The sequence below is a fragment of the Microbacterium hatanonis genome (assembly GCF_008017415.1).
In the GTDB taxonomy this organism is placed as follows: Bacteria; Actinomycetota; Actinomycetes; order Actinomycetales; family Microbacteriaceae; genus Microbacterium; species Microbacterium hatanonis.
This window is the reverse complement of sequence record NZ_VRSV01000001.1, coordinates 1,282,261-1,300,915: the sequence shown is the minus strand read 5'-3', so window position 1 is coordinate 1,300,915 and position 18,655 is coordinate 1,282,261. Positions and strand designations below refer to the sequence as shown.

At 69.0% G+C, this 18,655-nt stretch carries 20 protein-coding genes; 18 read left to right on the top strand and 2 right to left on the bottom strand.

The genetic code is table 11. The features are described from left to right. Positions 1 to 123 precede the first annotated feature (123 nt). The 6 genes from FVP77_RS06255 to FVP77_RS06240 all read left to right on the top strand — a co-directional run bounded on the left by FVP77_RS06255 (position 124) and on the right by FVP77_RS06240 (position 5,257). Entirely contained in the window at positions 124 to 1,011 is an 888-nt protein-coding gene (locus FVP77_RS06255; protein ID WP_147893721.1) for an excalibur calcium-binding domain-containing protein, read from the top strand. A 78-nt stretch (positions 1,012 to 1,089) separates the two neighbouring features. Continuing rightward, positions 1,090 to 1,533: a hypothetical protein gene (locus tag FVP77_RS06250; protein ID WP_147893720.1), complete on the top strand. Its 444-nt coding sequence runs from the start codon at positions 1,090 to 1,092 to the stop codon at positions 1,531 to 1,533. A 9-nt stretch (positions 1,534 to 1,542) separates the two neighbouring features. Beyond that, positions 1,543 to 2,010 carry a hypothetical protein gene (locus FVP77_RS16765; RefSeq protein WP_187266834.1) on the top strand — a complete coding sequence of 156 codons (468 nt, stop codon included), beginning with the start codon at positions 1,543 to 1,545 and terminating at the stop codon, positions 2,008 to 2,010. After that, positions 2,010 to 2,960: a DUF6545 domain-containing protein gene (locus tag FVP77_RS16760; protein WP_187266833.1), complete on the top strand. Its 951-nt coding sequence runs from the start codon at positions 2,010 to 2,012 to the stop codon at positions 2,958 to 2,960. The genes FVP77_RS16765 and FVP77_RS16760 overlap by 1 nt, the downstream gene beginning before the upstream one ends. Positions 2,961 to 2,974: 14 nt before the next feature. After that, entirely contained in the window at positions 2,975 to 4,030 is a 1,056-nt protein-coding gene (locus tag FVP77_RS16755) for an alpha/beta hydrolase family protein (protein ID WP_187266832.1), read from the top strand. 639 nt (positions 4,031 to 4,669) lie between these two features. Further along, complete coding sequence (locus FVP77_RS06240) at positions 4,670 to 5,257, top strand: hypothetical protein (RefSeq protein ID WP_147893719.1); 588 nt, start codon at positions 4,670 to 4,672, stop codon at positions 5,255 to 5,257. A gap of 41 nt (positions 5,258 to 5,298) precedes the next feature. On the opposite strand, the gene FVP77_RS06235 is transcribed toward FVP77_RS06240, so the two are convergent. Continuing rightward, positions 5,299 to 6,462: an SLC13 family permease gene (locus FVP77_RS06235; RefSeq protein ID WP_147893718.1), complete on the bottom strand. Its 1,164-nt coding sequence runs from the start codon at positions 6,460 to 6,462 to the stop codon at positions 5,299 to 5,301. A 70-nt stretch (positions 6,463 to 6,532) separates the two neighbouring features. Here FVP77_RS06235 and thrS point away from each other — a divergent pair, with 70 nt between their 5' ends. Continuing rightward, positions 6,533 to 8,539, top strand: a complete 2,007-nt coding sequence (gene thrS, locus FVP77_RS06230) for a threonine--tRNA ligase (RefSeq protein WP_147893717.1) — start codon at positions 6,533 to 6,535, stop codon at positions 8,537 to 8,539. A 13-nt stretch (positions 8,540 to 8,552) separates the two neighbouring features. Continuing rightward, a complete protein-coding gene (locus FVP77_RS06225; RefSeq protein ID WP_147893716.1) occupies positions 8,553 to 9,164 on the top strand; it encodes an HIT family protein in 612 nt (203 codons plus the stop codon). Here FVP77_RS06225 and pdxY read toward each other — a convergent pair. Further along, the gene (pdxY, locus tag FVP77_RS06220; protein WP_147893715.1) at positions 9,152 to 10,003 is read right to left on the bottom strand and encodes a pyridoxal kinase PdxY; all 852 of its coding nucleotides are present in this window, start codon (positions 10,001 to 10,003) and stop codon (positions 9,152 to 9,154) included. The genes FVP77_RS06225 and pdxY overlap by 13 nt on opposite strands. A gap of 73 nt (positions 10,004 to 10,076) precedes the next feature. On the opposite strand from pdxY, the gene pdxS reads away from it, so the two are divergent. The 10 genes from pdxS (at position 10,077) to secF (ending at position 18,604) form a co-directional block, all read left to right on the top strand. After that, the gene (gene pdxS / locus FVP77_RS06215) at positions 10,077 to 11,003 is read left to right on the top strand and encodes a pyridoxal 5'-phosphate synthase lyase subunit PdxS (RefSeq protein ID WP_147893714.1); all 927 of its coding nucleotides are present in this window, start codon (positions 10,077 to 10,079) and stop codon (positions 11,001 to 11,003) included. Between the two features lie 2 nt (positions 11,004 to 11,005). Next, a complete protein-coding gene (gene pdxT, locus FVP77_RS06210; RefSeq protein WP_147893713.1) occupies positions 11,006 to 11,602 on the top strand; it encodes a pyridoxal 5'-phosphate synthase glutaminase subunit PdxT in 597 nt (198 codons plus the stop codon). Positions 11,603 to 11,712: 110 nt separating this feature from the next. Continuing rightward, complete coding sequence (locus tag FVP77_RS06205; protein ID WP_147893712.1) at positions 11,713 to 12,237, top strand: DUF1697 domain-containing protein; 525 nt, start codon at positions 11,713 to 11,715, stop codon at positions 12,235 to 12,237. A 21-nt stretch (positions 12,238 to 12,258) separates the two neighbouring features. Then, positions 12,259 to 13,017: a YebC/PmpR family DNA-binding transcriptional regulator gene (locus FVP77_RS06200; RefSeq protein WP_116646580.1), complete on the top strand. Its 759-nt coding sequence runs from the start codon at positions 12,259 to 12,261 to the stop codon at positions 13,015 to 13,017. Positions 13,018 to 13,065: 48 nt separating this feature from the next. Then, positions 13,066 to 13,671, top strand: coding sequence for a crossover junction endodeoxyribonuclease RuvC (gene ruvC / locus FVP77_RS06195; RefSeq protein ID WP_147893711.1), 606 nt, complete (start codon positions 13,066 to 13,068; stop codon positions 13,669 to 13,671). A 9-nt stretch (positions 13,672 to 13,680) separates the two neighbouring features. Then, positions 13,681 to 14,301 (top strand): Holliday junction branch migration protein RuvA, encoded by a 621-nt coding sequence (gene ruvA / locus FVP77_RS06190; RefSeq protein ID WP_147893710.1) that lies wholly within the window; start codon positions 13,681 to 13,683, stop codon positions 14,299 to 14,301. After that, a complete protein-coding gene (ruvB, locus tag FVP77_RS06185) occupies positions 14,294 to 15,316 on the top strand; it encodes a Holliday junction branch migration DNA helicase RuvB (protein WP_147893709.1) in 1,023 nt (340 codons plus the stop codon). Before ruvA ends, ruvB begins: the two co-directional genes overlap by 8 nt. 88 nt (positions 15,317 to 15,404) lie before the next feature. Continuing rightward, the gene (locus FVP77_RS06180) at positions 15,405 to 15,866 is read left to right on the top strand and encodes a preprotein translocase subunit YajC (RefSeq protein WP_147893708.1); all 462 of its coding nucleotides are present in this window, start codon (positions 15,405 to 15,407) and stop codon (positions 15,864 to 15,866) included. A 33-nt stretch (positions 15,867 to 15,899) separates the two neighbouring features. Next, positions 15,900 to 17,612, top strand: coding sequence for a protein translocase subunit SecD (gene secD / locus FVP77_RS06175; protein WP_147893707.1), 1,713 nt, complete (start codon positions 15,900 to 15,902; stop codon positions 17,610 to 17,612). Beyond that, positions 17,612 to 18,604: a protein translocase subunit SecF gene (gene secF, locus FVP77_RS06170; RefSeq protein WP_147893706.1), complete on the top strand. Its 993-nt coding sequence runs from the start codon at positions 17,612 to 17,614 to the stop codon at positions 18,602 to 18,604. Before secD ends, secF begins: the two co-directional genes overlap by 1 nt. Positions 18,605 to 18,655: the final 51 nt, after the last annotated feature.

Genomic DNA, 18,655 nt, shown 5'->3' with positions numbered 1-18,655 from the left:
TACGCATCTGCACCATGCACCCGGACACTCGCATCGAGCCAATACTCGAGCGCAAAATGCAAACAGAGCGGATGGCCTCTCGGAGTTGTGCAGCCTCGCTGAGATACCTCACACTGATCTCGGATGCTCCATGTCGCGAGCGTCCTCGCGATCCTGGGGGATTTTTACTTCATGCGTCTACACACGCGCGTCGGCAGCGCCGCTATCGCCTTCCTGCTTCTCATGACTCTCGCGCCCGCTGCGGCGACCGCCCTCGAGTCCGCGCCGACCGAGTCGTTCCACGACGTGGACGTTCTGAGCGATCAAGCTCCCGCCGCGACCATGTCAGTCGAATCCGCGGCTGCCGCCGAGCCCGTATCGGTGTACCGGTTCTGGAGCCCTGTCTACCAAGCGCACTTCTTCACGACGGACGTTGCCGAGCGCGATGCCATCAACGCGCGATGGTCCAACATCTGGACGTACGAAGGGCCGAGGTACACCGCGTTTTCGACTCAAGTAGCCGGCACGATTCCTTTGTATCGATTCTGGTCCGCACAGCTGAACGGCCACTTCTACACGGCTGATGTGTCCGAGCGCGACGCGGTCATCGCTCGATGGCCCGACACGTGGTCTTACGAAGGGGTCGCGTACTACGTCTATCCGAACACCACCAGTGCCCCCGATACCGTTCCGGTTGCTCGCTTCTGGAGCTCGGCCTCCCAGCACCACTTCTATACCGCGAGCGTGACGGAGCGCGATGGCGTTATTCGCAACTGGTCTGCGACCTGGTCCTATGAGGGCGATAATTTCCGAGTTCCTGCTGCCGGTGTCCCCGTCGACCAGCCGCCCGTCCCAAATCCCGGTCCCTCCCAGCCGGGTAATCCCGGCGACACGAAGAACTGCTCCGACTTCCGCAATTACACGGAGGCGAAGGCGTGGTTCGACACGTACTACCCCTACTACGGGGATATCGCCAAGCTCGACGGGAACAACGACGGGATTCCCTGCGAGAGTCTTCCCGGCGCTCCGTAGGTCCTCGATCCGGCCGTTGGCGCCGATCGCTCGGTGAATGTCAGGCGGGGAGCGGCGAGCGGCAGGTACGCTAGGCCCGTGTCGGCGAAGGAATCTGAGGAGCAGCAGCAGTCTGCGACCGAGCTGCTCGCCAACCGCCTGCGCACGCTGATGGATGTCGTCGAGGCGCGCACCGGCGAAGAGGTCACCTTCACCGCCATCTCCGACTACCTCTCCGGCCGCGGTGTGACCCTGAGCCGGTCACGATGGTCGTACATCCTCAACGGACATCGCCGCATCGACGATGTCGCATTGCTGGACGCGCTGTCCGACTTCTTCGAGATGCCGCACGGGTACCTCCGGGGAGAGGCCGGAGTCCCCGAGCCGATCACAGCACAGCTCGATCTCGTCCGCGCGATGCGGGCGGCCAAGGTGCGCTCGTTCGCCGCGCGCACGCTCGGCGACCTGTCGCCGGAGACTCTGAGCGCCATCACCACCTACCTGGATAAGGAAGCAGAGCGCGTCCGCGGACCGCAGAGCTGAGGACATCCCATGCGAGATTGGATCGAAGAAGGCCGACCGCACCTGCCCGTCGACATCGAGCCCGGCATCACCCTCGCTGAGCTGACGCGCCGCGTCCAGGTGGCCAGAGGCAGGCCGTTGCGCATCGACGAGCTCCCCGCGCTCTCCGACAGCGACGGAGCGCTCTGCGGCCTCTGGCTCGCCACCGACGACGTCGACATCATCCTTCACGCCCCCAGCGAGTCGAGACTGCATCGCGAGCAGTTCATCCTTCACGAGCTCGCGCACATGCTGCTCCTCCATGACCGGGTCGACGACAAGGTCGAGTACGTCACCGGCAGCGTCCTCCCCGACATGGAGCCGGCCACCGTCATCAAGGCCCTCGCCCGAGACAGCATCAACGACGAGTACGAGCGGCGCGCGGAGCGACTCGCCGACGTCATCGCCACGTACATCCGCAGCCAGCCCGTGTCTCGGTTCTCGGAGATCTTCGGCTGATGGTGGAACTCACCATCAGCGCCCTGATGTGGGCGCTCGTCGTCGTCCTCGTCGTCTTCCGCCGCGCCCGGAAGGAACGCTCCGTCCTCTACGCCGCCATCACCATCGCCGTCACCATGATGCTCAACAACGACGACCTCTACATGCTCGTCGACGGGTGGTTCGGCGCCCGCGACATCGTGCACCTGCTCAGCGCCATCATCCTCATGGTCGGCGTGCACTTCCTCGCGCAGGGGATATCTCGAGCCGGCGCCCCGCGATATCTCCGCGGGGTCCCCGCGCTGGTGGTGCTGTGGGCTGCCATCGTCGTCACCACGGTCGCATTCTTCCTCGTGCCGCATCGGGGCGGCACGAGCGAGAGCTTCATGCGCGAGTACGGCGATTACCCCGCGGCCGCGGTCTACTCCTGCGCGCAATACGTCTACTTCCTCATCGTCTTCAGCGCACTTCTCCTGACCGCGGTCTCGACCATCCGGCAGAGCACCCTCACCCGCGAGCGGATCGCGGGCGCGCTCCTGCTCGTCGGATCGCTCTGCACGATGGCTCTGTCCGTCACCGTCATCGGGATGAGCACCGCTCAGCTCATCGGTGGGCTCCCCGCGGCCGAGCCGTGGCGCCCCGCCTACTACGGCCTCCAGGTCAGCACCTTCCTCTTCCTCACCGCCGGTCTGGCGTCCGCGCCGATCGTGCGATGGGTCGGGCAGTCTCGACGGGAGCGGAATGTCCGTCGGTACCTCGACCGCATCACCCCTCTCTGGCAGGAAGCCATCGAAGCTCGCGCCTCGCTCCGCCTCGAGACGGCCGAGGTCGACGCCACCCACCGACTCCACCGCCGCATCGTGGAGATCCGCGACGCCGCCATGGACGGCCGGAATCAATTCGCTCTCACCGCCGACGATCGCCGGCTGCTCGCCGAGGCGGAGGACCGGCTCGGCGCGGGCGCAGTGTGACCCTCGGATACGCGATGGCGCGGCGTCTCACCGCCCCGCCGCGTCCCCGGCGACACCGCCTGACCGTTCTGCCGTCGGCTCCCGGCTTCCTCACGGTGCCCGCCACGGAATCGACCATGCAGGCAGGGGAGTGGGGCGTCTTCCTCGACAGCGGCGCGCACCTGCGCGTCTCAGGCGAGCCACGACGGAACGGGCCGACGGTGACGTGGCGGATCGACGAGCGCTGCGGGCCACCGGAGGAGGGCCGGCGCGCGGCGTGGAGCGGCATCGTCGCGGTCGACCCCGCGTCAGCGGCACGCACCTACGTCGATCACCCGGTCCCCGCGCGAGCCGGCGCCGTGCCCACATGGTTCTTCGACAGCGCACCGGGCGACGAGCACCCGGTATGGGCCGTTCACATCTTCGGTCTCGGGTCGACCCGATCGGGCATGTTGCGGAGCGTCGGCATCGCCTCTGATGAGGGGATCCCGTCCGCCGTTCCCGCATATCGCAACACGCTCGAGGGGCCGACGGTGGGCCGCGGCCGGTCGCACCTCGGCGCGACGGAGGTCGACGACGTCGCGGATGTGCTCGGCGCGCTGTCCGTGACTGGCGGGGAGAGATTCGTGCTCTTCGGGTGGTCCATGGGCGCGCAGATAGCCCTGCAGTTGGCGGACAGCGCCGCCTGGGGTTCTCGGATCGACCGCCTGGTTCTCGATTCTCCGGTGCTCGACTGGCGAAGCGTCCTGGACGCGAATGCGGCGCGAGCGAAGGTCCCGCCGAGGCTCGCGCGTCTCGCCATCCCGTGGCTCGAGGGGCGTCGTCGCGCTCGGGCCGTGGGCTTGTCGTCACCGGTGGATCTCGACCGGCTGGACTGGGTGCGCCGAGCCGAGCGCATCACGCAGCCCGTGCTCGTCCATCACGGATCCCGCGACTGGTCCGTACCCCTCGACGACTCCCGGGCATTCGCGGAGCGCGCACCCCGTGCCACCCTGGTGCCTTCCGCGGGCGGCCACACGACAGGATGGAATGCCGGGCCGGCCGACTACATCGCGAGCACCGCGCGCTTCCTCAGAGCCGACGACGTCTGAGGCCGCTGCGCGGAGCGTCGTCGCCCTCCGCGTTGGACATGTCTAACGCGCACGGTTACAGTCGAGGTTGGGGGAAGCCCGAGGTACGCGACGGGGCTATCTCGGCCGAACAGTGGAGGGGGCCGCCAGCTTGGGGCTTGCGAGAAAGCCATTGTTCACTTGTCGGTCCGCTCCGTCCGGGGGGAGCGTGAGCGGACCGGCATACCCCACACGCCATCGGGTGACCCTCACCTCAGAGGTCAGCAGGATGCTGCGAATCCCCGGATCACGCGGAGGGCGAGAACCCCGCGTCGCCGGTGTTCTCTCCACCCTTCGACCGGGTCGGACGCACGCCGGCGACATCCGGTTCGGCGCCCTCTCCGAATCATTGACGGACCCGCCGGGCCGCGGCCCCTTCGCACCCGGCGGGTCCACCTCATGAAGAAGACCTCCTCGAACCCATCGGGGGATGACGGGTTCGAGGAGGCCTCTCGTGTTCCGCGCCGAAGCAACGGGGATCTTGAGCGTCCCACCGCCCCCGGCTCGTGGGTAGGGGGGAAGGCCCGAAACATTGTTGTACGCCGTTCAGCCGACCCCGAGGGTGTCACGCACCGGCACGGGAAGCGGTGCCCGCCCGCAGCGACTCCGTACTGTTGCCGCATGAGGTCTGTGCGCGTGGCGTCGATCGCCCTGGGAGCGCTTGTGCTGCTCGCGGGATGCACGAGCCCCGACGCCGCGGCACCCGAGCCTCCCGAGACGAGCGCGAGCGCGAGCACGCCCGCACCGGCGGCCAGCGCCGCGCCGTCCCTCTCGCCGACCGCGTCGCCGACGCCCAGCGACACGGCGCCGCCGACCGCGGGGGCACCCGTGACCTGCGACACGATGATCGACGAAGCCGTCGCCGCGCAGTATCGCGCGGAAGGTCTCGAACCGCTGGCCAAGCCTTTCCTCACCGCCCACGGGGTGGAGGTCGAAGGCGGCATCTCTTGCCCGTGGGGACCAGCCGGCGCCCCCGGACAGCAGGCGACCTACGTGTACTCGTGGGGCCCGCTGGCGCCGGGCCAGGCCGCGGATGTCATCGACGAGCTGCAGGCGCGAGAGCCCTTCGAGGTCTCGACCGGCGAGGGCGGCACCTACTTGAGCACGACGTACTCCGACGGACCCGGTGCGGTGTTCTTCGTCACCGACCGGTCCATCCGGTTCGCCGAGACGCGGGAGTCGCTGCGCAACATCGTCTGGGTGGGCTGAGCGACCCGCCCGATTCCGGCGACCGCGCGCCGACCCCCGCCCTACCCGCGCAGGGCGAGCGGCACGACGGCGGCGGCGACGGTCAGCGGACCGATGAGGCACCCCAGCACGATGAATCGCCGCCACGAGATCTCGACGCCCTGCGAGCGCAGCCGGTCGTGCCACAGCAGCGTCGCGAGGGATGCCCACGGTGTGATCAGCGGTCCGGCGTTGACGCCGATCAGCAGAGCGGCGAGTCGGGCGGGCGAGCCGGCCGTTGACTCGAGCGCGAGGTAGGCCGGAAGGTTGTTGCCGATGTTGGCGGCGAGCGCACCGATTCCGGCGACCTGCCAGAGGGAGAAGAGGTCTTCCCCGTTGCCCACCACGTTCGCCAGGAGGGCCTGCGACCCGAGGCCTTCGAGCACCCCGACGGCGAGGAAGAGTCCCGAGGCGAAGACGACGAGCTGCCATGGCACCATCTGCAGCCGCAGAGTCCGCCGAGCGCGCACCGCGAAGACGATCACCAGCACGACGGCGGCCGCTGACGCCGGCATCCACGGCGGGAGCCCGACCACGAGCGCCGGAAGCAGCAGGGCCGTCACGACCGCCGAGACGACGAGCAGCGGTCGATCGACGGTGCGCAGCGGGGGCGCGTCCGAGAACCGCACCGGCACCCGGCGGAGGAACACCGCGGCGAGCACCGCGATGGAGACGAGGGCGGCCACCAGCGCGGACGGGCCCACGAGCGCGAGGAAGGGCAGCGGGTCGTGAGTGCCGAGGACGTCGGCGGCGAGCAGGTTCGTGAGGTTCGACACCGGCAGGGCGAGCGACGCGGTGTTCGCGAGCACGACCGTGACGAAGACGAACGGAACGGGGTCCAGGCGGTGCCGGCGGGCGAGGGCGATGACCACGGGCGTCAGCAGCACGGCGGTCGTGTCGAGCGACAGGAAGGCCGTGACGAACACGGCGAGTACGACGGTGAGCGCCCAGAGCACGCGCGCGCGGCCGCGGGCGACCCGTGCGAGCACCGCGGCGACGGCGTCGAAGACACCCGCCGACGACGCGAGTTCGGCGACGATCGTCACCGCCACGACGAAGAGCAGGATGGGCCAGACGCGATCGGCGATCGTCAGTGCGTCGTCGGTCGTGAGGACGCCCGTGAGCAGCCCGACGCCCCCGGCGACGAGCAGAACGATGCCGATGACCGCGAGCTTCACGGCATCCATCATCCTCTGCCGCGCGGCAGGATCGCTCCACGGCGATAGCCTGGATGCCGAGCCACTTTGGAGACCTTTCGTGACCGACGCCGCCCTGCCCGTTGACGTGTCCTACCCCGCCGACGGATTCACCCTGTTCCCCGACCGCTCCGTCGTCGCGCTACGCGTCAACGGCGAGCTGCGCGACCTCGCGACGAAGGTCGAGCAGACGGATGCTGTCGAGCCCGTCGGCATCGACACCCCCGACGGACTGAACATCCTCCGCCACTCCGCCGCCCACGTGCTGGCGCAGGCGGTGCAGCGGATCAACCCGCAGGCGAACCTCGGGATCGGGCCCCCGGTCACGGACGGCTTCTACTACGACTTCGGCGTCGACCAGCCCTTCACCCCGGAAGACCTCAAGGCCATCAAGAAGGAGATGGAGCGCATCGTCCGCGAGGGCCAGCGCTTCGTCCGTCGCGTCGTCACCGACGACGAGGCGCGCGCCGAACTCGCCGACGAGCCGTTCAAGCTGGAGCTCATCGGCCTGAAGGGCGGCAAGGAAGCAGCCGAGGGCGCGAGCGTCGAGGTGGGCGCGGGCGAGCTCACCATCTACGACAACGTCAACCGCGACGGCGAGACCGTCTGGAAAGACCTGTGCCGCGGCCCGCACGTGCCCAGCACCCGCACCATCGGCAACGGGTGGGCGCTCACGCGCATCGCCGGTGCCTACTGGCGGGGGAGCGAGAAGAACCCCCAGCTGCAGCGCATCTACGGCACCGCGTGGCCGACGAAAAACGAACTGCGCGCCTACGAGGAGCGCCTCGCGGAAGCCGCGAAGCGCGACCATCGCAAGCTCGGCAAGGAGCTCGACCTCTTCTCCTTCCCCGAGGAGATCGGTTCGGGCCTGTCGGTCTGGCACCCCCGAGGCGGCGTCGTGCGCCAGGAGATGGAGCAGCACGCACTGCGACGTCACCGTGCCGCCGGCTACACCTACGTCTACACGCCGCACATCTCCAAGGAAGACCTCTTCCTCACCTCGAACCACCTCGTGACGTACAAGGAGGGGATGTTCCCGCCCATCGTCATGGACGAGGAGCGCGACGCCGACGGGCACGTCACCAAGGAGGGCCAGGACTACTACCTGAAGCCCATGAACTGCCCGATGCACATCCTCATCTACAGGGAGCGCGCACGGAGCTACCGCGACCTGCCGATGCGTCTCGCCGAGAACGGCACCGTCTACCGCAACGAGCTGTCGGGCGCCCTGCACGGTCTCACCCGCGTCCGCGGCTTCACGCAGGACGACTCCCATCTGTTCGTCACCCCCGACCAGCTCGAGGAGGAGACGACCCGCGTGCTCGAGTTCGTCATCTCGATGCTGCGCGACTTCGGGCTCGAGGACTTCGAGCTCGAGCTCTCCATGCGCGATGACGAGAAGTCGAAGTGGATCGGGAGCGACGAGTTCTGGGAGTACTCCACGAACGCCCTGCGCAACGTCGCTCACGCCAGCGGGCTCAAGGTGACCGAGGTGCCGGGGGAGGCCGCTTTCTACGGTCCGAAGATCGACCTGAAGACGAAGGACGCCATCGGTCGCACCTGGCAGCTGTCCACGGTGCAGGTCGACGTGAACCTGCCCGAGCGGTTCGAGCTCGAGTTCACCGACCGCGACGGGCAGAAGAAGCGCCCGATCATGATCCACCGCGCCCTGTTCGGCTCCATCGAACGCTTCTTCGCGATCCTCCTCGAGCACTACGCCGGTGCCTTCCCGGTCTGGCTCGCGCCGCTCCAGGTGATCGGCATCCCTGTGGCCGAGGAGTACGCCGACTACCTCGGCGAGATCGTCACGCGCCTGCGCGAAGACGGGGTCCGCGCCGAGCTCGACACGAGCGACGAGCGCATGCAGAAGAAGATCCGCACGCACACCACCCAGAAGGTGCCGCTGCAGCTCATCGCCGGCGAGCAGGACCGCGCGGGCGGGACGGTCTCGTTCCGCTTCCGCGACGGCACGCAGCTCAACGGCATCCCCGTCGACGAGGCGATCCGCCGCATCCATTCGTCGATCGACGCGAAGACCCTCGTCGACTCCGCCGACGACCTGGCGTGAGCGGGCGACGAAGATGACGGATGCTGCGAACCCCGGCGGTCGGTCGGAGCCCGCGATCGACGGGCTCGAGTCGGCGGCCGGGTTCGCGGGCGTGCCCGACGAGTTCCAACGGCTGTGGACGCCCCACCGGATGGCCTACATCCAGGCGGGGCCGCAGCCGTTGCGCGACGAATGCCCGTTCTGCGCGACGCCGCACAAATCGGACGAGGACGGCCTCATCGTCGCTCGCGGTCGAACGGCCTACGTGCTGCTGAACCTGTTCCCGTACAACTCGGGCCACCTGCTCGTCTGCCCGTACCGGCACATCGCCACGTACGACCTGGCGACCCCCGAGGAGGTCGCCGAGATCGGTTCGCTCACGCAGACCGCGATGCGGGTGCTGCGAGACGTCTCACGATGCGACGGCTTCAACCTGGGGATGAACCAAGGAGCGGTCGCCGGCGCCGGCGTCGACGGCCACCTGCACCAGCACGTCGTGCCGCGCTGGGCGACCGACGCGAACTTCTTCCCGATCATCGCGCGCACCAAGGCTCTGCCTCAGCTGCTCGGCGAGGTGCGGGAGGCCGTCGCGAACGCCTGGCCCGAAGAGGGTTCGACGCACTCGGCCGACCGTCAGCGCACCTGACGCACGGCGAACTGCAGGCGCGGGTGGGCGTAGGCCTCCTGCGACTCGACGAGCTGCAGTTCGCGCTCGCCCGACAGGTGGGTGCGCTCGAGCAGGTCGAACACGCTCGACGTGGTGCGGGCGAGGGCGTCGGCGGCGTCGCCCGTGCGACGGTAATGCGCCGTGAAGAGGGCCGCCGTCACGTCGCCCGAGCCGTTCGCCTTCATCGGCAGCAGGGGGGTCTGCACGATCCAGGCGCCCTCGTCGTCGGCGACGAGCATCTCGATCGTGCCGTCCTCCCGGTCGGGGCGCTCGACGCTCGTGACGAGCACCGTCCGCGGGCCCGTCGCACGCACGGCGTCGGCCGAGGCGAGCGTCTCGTCGAGGGTGTGCGGGTCGGTCCCGGTGAGGAACCCGAGCTCGAACTGGTTCGGGGTGATGATGTCGGCGACGGGGACGACGCGCTCGCGCAGGAGCTCCGGGATCGCGGGGGCGACGAAGCATCCCGACTTCGCATTGCCCATCACGGGGTCGCACGCGTAGATCGCGGAGGGGTTCGCCGCCTTGACGCGTGAGACCGCATCGATGATCACGTCGCCGATGCCCTCGCCGCCCTGGTAGCCCGACAGCACCACGTCGATCGACCCGAACACGCCGCGGTCCTCGATGCCGGCGATGACATCGCGCACGTCGTCGGGGCTGATGAGCGGCCCGCGCCACGCGCCGTACCCGGTGTGGTTCGAGAAGTTCACCGTGTAGACCGGCAGCACCTCCACGCCGATGCGCTGGAGGGGGAACACGGCCGCAGAGTTGCCGACGTGGCCGTAAGCGACCGCCGACTGGATGGAGAGGATCTTCACGCTCTCGATCCTCCCACCGCGCGGGACGTCATGCGGCCGAGAGCCGCGGTCCAACGCAATACACTTGGCCGTCATGACCCTCAGCGACGCCCCCGAAGGCACCGAGCAGACCTCCGCAGCATCCACCGGCTCCACCCGCGTGAAGAGGGGACTGGCCGAGATGCTCAAGGGCGGCGTGATCATGGACGTCGTCACCGCCGACCAGGCCAAGATCGCCGAAGACGCCGGAGCCGTCGCGGTGATGGCGCTCGAGCGCGTACCCGCCGACATCCGCGCACAGGGGGGAGTCGCGCGCATGAGCGACCCCGACCTCATCGACCAGATCATCGCGTCGGTCTCGATCCCCGTCATGGCCAAGGCCCGCATCGGCCACTTCGTCGAAGCACAGGTGCTCCAGGAGCTCGGCGTCGACTACATCGACGAGTCCGAAGTGCTCTCGCCGGCCGACTACGTCAACCACATCGACAAGTGGGGCTTCACCGTCCCGTTCGTCTGCGGGGCGACCAACCTCGGCGAGGCGCTGCGACGCATCACCGAGGGAGCGGCGATGATCCGTTCCAAGGGCGAGGCCGGCACCGGCGACGTCTCGGAGGCGACGAAGCACATCCGCACGATCCAGGGCGAGATCAACGCCCTGCGCTCGCGCACGAAAGACGAGCTGTACGTCGCGGCGAAAGAGCTGCAGGCGCCCTACGAGCTCGTCGCCGAGATCGCGGAGACCGGCAAGCTCCCGGTCGTCCTCTTCACCGCCGGCGGCGTCGCGACGCCCGCCGACGCGGCCCTCATGATGCAGCTGGGCGCCGACGGCGTCTTCGTCGGCTCGGGCATCTTCAAGTCGGGCAACCCCGCCGAGCGAGCGGCGGCGATCGTGAAGGCGACGACCTTCTTCGACGACGCCGGCGTGATCGCCGAGGCGTCGCGCGGGCTCGGCGAGGCGATGGTCGGCATCAACGTGGCCGATCTGCCTGCACCCCACCGCCTCTCCGAGCGCGGCTGGTAACCGTGGCGGGTCGTCCCCGCGTCGGCGTGCTCGCCCTGCAGGGCGACGTGCGCGAGCATCTCGCGATGCTCGCGCGGCTGGGGGCGGACGCTGCGCCCGTCCGCCGCCCCGACGAGCTCGCGGGCGTGGACGGGCTGGTGCTCCCCGGCGGGGAGTCCAGCGTGATCGACAAGCTCGCGCGAGCGTTCGGCATGCAGCATCCGATCCGCTCCGCCATCGCCGACGGTATGCCGGTCTACGGGACCTGCGCGGGCCTGATCCTGCTCGCCGACCGCATCACCGGTGCCATCGACGGTCAGGAGACATTCGGGGGCCTCGATGCGGTGGTCGCGCGCAACGCCTTCGGCGGGCAGACCGAGTCGTTCGAGACCGACCTCGAGATCGACGGGTTCGTCGGCGGCCCCGTGCACGCGGCGTTCATCCGCGCGCCGATCGTCAGCTCGGTGGGGGAGAGAGCGAAGGCGATCGGCGCGCTGCCCGACGGGCGCATCGTCGCCGTCGAGCAGGGCAATTTGCTCGGCACCGCCTTCCACCCCGAGGTCTCCGGCGAGACCCGCTTCCACGAGCGGTTCCTGGCGAAGGTCCGCGCGCGCCGCTGACGCCTCCCGCGCGCGACTCCCCGGCACGAATGCGCCACTTTCCGGTGACGGCCCCCATGAATCGGTGGTGTCAGTCGCGGGAATGCGCCACATTCCGGTGAAATGGGGATGTGACCGAATGGGTGGCGCTGCTGCGCGGGGTGAATGTCGGGGGCGTCACGATCCGCGGTGCCGAACTGCGCGACGTCGCCACGTCGATCGGACTCGATGACGCGCGCACCGTGCTGGCGAGCGGCAACCTGCTCTTCCGCGCGGCGGGGGCGCGCGGCGACCTCACGGCGCGGATCGAGAAGGCGCTGAGTGCACGCTTCGACTACGACGCGCGGATCGTGCTCGTGACACGTGACGAGGTGGCCGCGGCCATAGCGGGGTTCCCCTTCGACGAGGAGGACGGCGAGCGGCAGCCCTACGTCGTGTTCTGTCTCCGCGAGCAGACGCGGAGGGCGCTCGTGGATGCGGCGGCCGACCTCGACGGCGAGGTGGACCCGGTCGCCGACGCACCCGGCGTCGTCTACTGGAACCCCGCGAAAGGCACCACGGTGTCGACCCCGTTCGCCAAGGTCCTCGCCGGGAGGGCGTACCGCGAGACGACCACGAATCGGAACCTCCGCACGTTGCGCAAGATCGCGGGCTGAGCGTTTCGTACACTGGTCGTTATGTCCGGCCACTCCAAGTGGGCGACCACCAAGCACAAGAAGGCCGTCATCGACAGCCGCCGTGCGAAGTCGTTCGCCAAACTCATCAAGAACATCGAGGTCGCCGCGAAGATGGGCGGCGCCGACCTCGCAGGCAACCCGACCCTCTTCGACGCGATCCAGAAGGCGAAGAAGACCTCGGTCCCCAACGACAACATCGACCGCGCCGTCAAGCGCGGTGCGGGCGTCGGCGGCGAAGCGGTCGACTACCAGACGATCCTCTACGAAGGCTACGGTCCCAACGGTGTCGCGCTCATGATCGAGTGCCTCACCGATAACAAGAACCGCGCCGCCGCCGAAGTTCGCACCGCGCTCAGCCGCAACGGCGGCAGCCTCGCCGACCCGGGCAGCGTCGCCTACAACTTCGCGCGCAAGGGCGTCATCGTCGTGGCGAGCGAGAGTGCGAGCGAGGACGACGTCATGCTCGCCGTGCTCGAAGCCGGTGCCGAGGAGGTCGAGCCGCACGGCGACGGCTACGCGGTCGTCACCGAAGCGACCGATCTCGTGACCGTTCGCACCGCGCTGCAGGAGGCCGGCATCGACTACGAGTCGGCCGACGTCGAGTTCGTGCCCTCGCTGAAGGTCGAGATCGACGCCGACACGGCGCGCAAGGTCTTCCGCCTCATCGACGCGCTGGAGGACAGCGACGACGTGCAGAGCGTCTTCAGCAACTTCGACCTCACCGCCGAGGTGCAGGCCGAGCTCGAGAACGACGAGTAGGCCCGCGCGCCTGGGTCGGGTGCCGAGGCGAGCGCTTAGCGTGGGGGAGTGACCTCCCGAACGCTCCGCGTGCTCGGCATCGACCCGGGCCTCACCCGGTGCGGAGTCGGCGTCGTCGACGTCGCCCGCGACCGGTCGGCCACGCTCGTGCACGTGGGAGTCATCCGCTCAGCGGTGGACGACCCCATCGAGCGCCGCCTGGCGACCATCGCAGCGGGCATCCGCGCCGTCGTCGCCGAGCACGGCCCGGCGGTCGTGGCCGTGGAGCGCGTCTTCGCACAGCACAACCGCAGCACCGTCATGGGCACCGCCCAGGCCAGCGGCATCGCGCTGCTCGTCGCCGCGGAGGCGGGTCTCCCGGCGGCGACCCACACGCCCAGCGAGGTGAAGGCGGCCGTGACCGGGTACGGCGCGGCCGACAAGCGCCAGGTGCAGACCATGGTCGCCCGCGTGCTGCGCCTGGACGCCCTCCCTCAGCCGGCGGATGCTGCGGACGCGCTCGCGCTCGCGCTGTGCCACGCGTGGCGCACGCCGGCCTCGACCCCCGCGGCCGGCGGCGGCCTCACCCCGGCGCAGCGGGCATGGGCGGAGGCCGAGTCGCGGTCGAAGTCGCCGACGCGTGTCGCTCGAACAAAGATCCGAACCGGCGCGTAGGGTCGGAGCATGATCTCCTCGCTCCAGGGCACCGCTGCGTCCGTCGGCGACGACTCGCTCGTCATCGTGGTCGGCGGCGTCGGATTCTCCGTCGCCGTCACGCCCCAGGTCGCGCGCGCAACGCATGTCGGCGCAGAGGTGCATCTGCACACCAACCTCATCGTCCGCGAAGACGCCCTCTCGCTCTACGGCTTCGAGAACCGCGAGGAGCTGGTCGTCTTCACGCAGCTCATCGGCGTCACCGGGGTCGGGCCGAAGTCGGCGCTCGGGGTGTTGTCGTCCCTCACCGTCCCGCAGATCGCCGAGGCCGTCGCGTCCGACGACGACGCGCCGTTCCGCCGCGTGTCGGGCATCGGGCCGAAGACGGCCAAGCTCATCGTCGTGCAGCTGGCCGGCCGTCTCGCACCGCCCACGGCGGGCGGCGCTCCCGCAGCATCCGTCGCCCCCGGCGTGCCGCTGCAGGTCACCCAGGCCCTGATGGGACTCGGATGGTCGGAGCGCACCGCCGGCGAGGCGGTCGCCGCGACGCTGGAAGATGCGACCGACGCCGACAAGGCCACGGTGCAGGCGCTTCTCCGGCGCACGTTGAGCACGCTCGGCCCCGCGCGCAAGGAGACCGCCGGTGGATGAGGTCCGCGACGTCGGCACTCCCATCGACGACAGCGAACTCGCGATCGAGGGGGCGCTGCGGCCCGAATCCCTCGCCGAGTTCGTCGGGCAGCACAAAGTGCGAGGGCAGCTGCAACTGCTGCTCGACGCCGCTCGCATCCAGCAGCGCCCGCCCGACCACATCCTGCTCTCAGGCCCTCCGGGGCTGGGCAAGACGACGCTGGCGATGATCGTCGCCCACGAGACCGGTCGGCCCTTGCGCATGTCGAGCGGACCCGCCATCCAGCATGCCGGCGACCTCGCGGCCCTCCTGTCGAGCCTCACGCCGGGCGAGGTGCTCTTCATCGACGAGGTGCATCGCATGGCCCGCTCGGCCGAGGAGATGCTCTACCTCGCGATGGAGGACTTCCGTATCGACATCATGGTCGGCAAGGGCGCCGGGGCCACCAGCATCCCGCTCGAGCTGGCTCCCTTCACCCTCGTCGGCGCGACCACGCGCTCGGGCCTGCTGCCCAATCCGCTCCGCGATCGGTTCGGCTTCACGGCCCACCTCGAGTACTACGAGCCGGAGGAGCTCGAGCTGGTCGTCGACCGCGCCGCCGCGATGCTCGCCGTCACTCTGCCGCACGACGGTCGCGCCGAGATCGCACGGCGTTCGCGGGGAACCCCCCGCATCGCGAACCGCCTGCTGAGGCGCGTTCGCGACTTCCAAGTGGTGCACGGCGACCGGAAGGGCGTCGACGCCGTGCGGGCCGCGCTGGAGCTCTACGACGTCGACGAGATCGGGCTCGATCGCCTCGACCGCGCCGTCCTCGACGCTCTGGTGCGCAGGTTCCGCGGCGGACCTGTCGGGCTCGGCACTCTCTCCGTCGCAGTGGGCGAAGAGGCCGAGACGATCGAATCGGTCGTCGAGCCGTATCTCGTGCGGATCGGCTTCATGGGCCGCACCCCGCGCGGGCGGATCGCGACGCCCCCCGCCTACGCGCACCTCGGGATCCCGCACGCGGACGGCGCCCTCAGATTCGACGAGGCGTGAATGACCTATAATCGGCGGAGGCTTTCGCCGACATCCCCTTTAGGCGACGCTCCCGTGTGCGCCTGATCCGAAAGGTTCTCCTTTTCTCATGGCTCTTGCCGACTTCTTCGCCAACTACGGCATCATCATCCTGCTGGTGCTCCTGCTGGTCTTCATGTTCTTCAGCTCGCGACGTCGCGTGCAGAAGCAGAAGGCCGAGCAGGAGCAGAAGGCACGTCAGACCGTTCCCGGTTCCGAGGTGCTCCTCCAGGGTGGCCTGTACGGCACGATCGTCGAGTACGACGCTGAAGACCTCGACAAGCCCGCTGTCGTGTCGATCGCCCCGGGCGTCGAGATCCGCGTGCACAGCCAGGCCATCCTCCGCATCGTGAACCCGGCCGAGGGCTTCGTCACGGAAGACGAGTTCATCGAGGCCGAGGAGAGCGAAGCCGAGTACATCGCCGGTGTCGCGGACGGCGACATCACCTCGATCAGCGACGACCAGAAGCGCCTGCGCGCCGAGGCCGTCGACGACGTCGACCCGGAGAACCGCAACAAGCCCCAGGCCTGATCCGCCTCCTGCTCCAGAGAAAGTCGACCCGTCGTGGCCACTTCCACCCCCGTCCGGCACGCCTGGCGTGCACTGATCGGACTCCTTGCGATCACGGGCGTCCTGTTCGGGATCAACGCGCTGGGCGTCTACGGCTTCCAGCAGAGCTCGTGGGTCCCCGAACTCGCGCTCGACCTGCAGGGCGGCACCCAGATCATCCTCGAGGCGCAGACCGCCGACGGGGCGAACCCGACCAACGACCAGCTGACCCAGGCCGTGTCGATCATCCGCCAGCGCGTCGACGCCTCCGGTGTCGCCGAAGCGGATGTGACGACCGAGGGCGGCAAGAACGTCGTCGTGCAGCTCCCCGGCGAAGCCGACCAGGCCACGCGCGACCGGATCGAAGCATCCGCCCAGCTCCAGCTGCGCGCGGTGCTCTACGCCGGAGCACCCGCCAACACCTTCGTCGGTGAGGACCAGGTCGAGACGCCGTACCCGACCCCCGACCCCTCGCTGGAGTCGACGCCGACGACGGCGCCCACGAACGGCAGCGACACCGCGTACATCACGCCGGCTCTGCAGGCGGAGTTCCTCGCCTACAACTGCGCCGATCCCGCCAACGATCCCGCCGCGGCACCCGCCGACCAGCCGCTGATCACCTGCGACGCCGACGGAACCGCCAAGTACATCCTCGGACCGGTCGAGCTCGACGGTTCGTCGATCGACGACGCGACCAACGGCCTCGAATCGCAGACCAACCGCTGGGTGGTCAACCTCAACTTCAACGACGAGGGCACCCAGACGTTCGGCCAGATCAGCCAGCGGCTGTACGGGGCGACGTCGCCCCTGAACCAGTTCGCCTTCGTCCTCGACGGCTCCGTGCTCTCGGCCCCGTCGATGAACGGCGTGATCCTCGACGGCAACCCGAGCATCTCGGGAAGCTTCACCCAGGAGTCGTCGAAGATCCTCGCCGACCAGTTGAAGTACGGCGCCCTGCCGCTCAGCTTCGAGGTCGTGAGCTCCGACACGATCTCGGCGACGCTCGGTTCGCAGCAGTTGCAGATCGGTCTGATCGCCGGTCTCATCGGTCTTGCCCTCGTCGCGATCTACTCGCTGATCGTGTACCGCGCACTCGGCTTCGTCATCATCGCCTCGCTGGCCGTGATGGGCGTGCTGACCTACATCGCGCTGTGCATCCTCGCCTGGCGCATGGGCTTCCGCCTGTCACTCGCCGGCGTCGCGGGACTCATCGTGACCATCGGCTTCACCGCCGACTCGTTCATCGTCTACTTCGAACGCATCCGAGATGAGCTGCGCGACGGCAAGTCGATCACCGGTGCCGTCGAGGACGGCTGGGCGCGCGCGAAGCGGACGATCTACATCTCGAAGTCGATCAACATCCTCGCCGCCGTCGTGCTGTACATCCTGGCCGACGCCACGGTGAAGGGCTTCGCGTTCACGCTCGGCCTCACCACCGCGATCGACATCCTGATCTTCATCCTCTTCACCCACCCGGTGATGCAGCTGCTCTCCCGCACCCGGTTCTTCGGATCGGGTCACCCGCTGTCGGGTATGGACCCGAACGCCCTCGGCGCCGTGTACCGGGGTCGGGCCGAGTTCCGCGCGCCGGTGTCGCGCGAAGGACGAACGGCCCGCTCACGCGGTGAGGCCCAGCGTCGCCAGACCATCGCGGAACGCAAACAGGCGGAGCTGTCCGCCACGAACGACCGCGGCACACGCACCGCCGTCAAGGAGGGCGACGACTGATGCGTTCCATGAATCAGCTCGGCAACGATCTCTACACCGGGAAGACGTCGTTCCCCTTCGTCGGACGCCGCCGACTGTGGTTCATCATCGCCGCGGTCTTCGTCATCGCCGCGTGCCTCGTGCCGCTCGTGCGCCCGGTGCAGTTCTCGATCGAGTTCACCGGCGGATCGCAGTTCACCGTCTCGGGCGTCAGCTCGCCCGACCAGACGGCGGCGACCGATGCGGTGCTCCAGGTCGCGCCCGGCGCGACCACGAAGGTCACCGTCATCGGCGAGAACGCCGTGCGCGTGCAGACCGAAGAGATCGCCGACGCCGACGACGTGCAGGCGGTCACGACCGCTCTCGCCGAGGCGTACGGGGTCCCGACGTCCGAGGTCACCTCGTCCCTCATCGGGCCGAGCTGGGGCGCCGACGTCACCCGTCAGTCGCTCTGGGGTCTCGCGATCTTCCTCGCCCTGACGTTCGTCATCCTCGCGCTGTACTTCCGCACCTGGAAGATGTCGGTGGCCGCCATCATCGGCCTCGTCGACGTGCTCGTCATCACGATCGGCATCTACGCCCTCGCCGGGTTCGAGATCTCGCCCGCGGCGGTGATCGGCTTCCTCACGATCCTCTCCTACTCGCTGTACGACACCACCGTCGTCTTCGACAAGGTCCGGGAGAACACCCGGGAGGACGGCGAGATATCCGGGCGCACCTTCGGCGAGTCGGTGAACCTCGCGGTCAACCAGACCCTCATCCGGTCGATCAACACGACCGTCGTGGCGATCCTCCCCGTCGGAGCGATCCTGTTCATCGGTGCCATCTGGCTCGGTGCGCGCACCCTGAGCGACATCTCGCTGTCGATCTTCGTCGGCACGATCGTCGCGGCCTACTCGACGCTGTTCGTCGCCGCGCCGCTGTTCTCGCTCATGCGCGAGAACGAGCCGGCGATCAAGGCGCGCGATCAGCGCATCCTCGCGGCGCGCGAGCTCGCACGCGTCCCGGCCTGAGCGACGATCACCGGCTGAGTGCGGCGTAGGATTGTGAGATTCGTCGACAGG

Coding starts and splice junctions, on each gene's coding strand:
- FVP77_RS06255 (WP_147893721.1), top strand. CDS start 124: ATGCTCCATGTCGCGAGCGTCCTCGCGATCCTGGGGGATTTTTACTTC.
- FVP77_RS16765 (WP_187266834.1), top strand. CDS start 1,543: ATGCGAGATTGGATCGAAGAAGGCCGACCGCACCTGCCCGTCGACATC.
- FVP77_RS16760 (WP_187266833.1), top strand. CDS start 2,010: ATGGTGGAACTCACCATCAGCGCCCTGATGTGGGCGCTCGTCGTCGTC.
- FVP77_RS16755 (WP_187266832.1), top strand. CDS start 2,975: ATGGCGCGGCGTCTCACCGCCCCGCCGCGTCCCCGGCGACACCGCCTG.
- FVP77_RS06240 (WP_147893719.1), top strand. CDS start 4,670: ATGAGGTCTGTGCGCGTGGCGTCGATCGCCCTGGGAGCGCTTGTGCTG.
- FVP77_RS06235 (WP_147893718.1), bottom strand. CDS start 6,462: ATGGATGCCGTGAAGCTCGCGGTCATCGGCATCGTTCTGCTCGTCGCC.
- FVP77_RS06225 (WP_147893716.1), top strand. CDS start 8,553: ATGACGGATGCTGCGAACCCCGGCGGTCGGTCGGAGCCCGCGATCGAC.
- pdxS (WP_147893714.1), top strand. CDS start 10,077: ATGACCCTCAGCGACGCCCCCGAAGGCACCGAGCAGACCTCCGCAGCA.
- FVP77_RS06200 (WP_116646580.1), top strand. CDS start 12,259: ATGTCCGGCCACTCCAAGTGGGCGACCACCAAGCACAAGAAGGCCGTC.
- ruvA (WP_147893710.1), top strand. CDS start 13,681: ATGATCTCCTCGCTCCAGGGCACCGCTGCGTCCGTCGGCGACGACTCG.
- FVP77_RS06180 (WP_147893708.1), top strand. CDS start 15,405: ATGGCTCTTGCCGACTTCTTCGCCAACTACGGCATCATCATCCTGCTG.
- secF (WP_147893706.1), top strand. CDS start 17,612: ATGCGTTCCATGAATCAGCTCGGCAACGATCTCTACACCGGGAAGACG.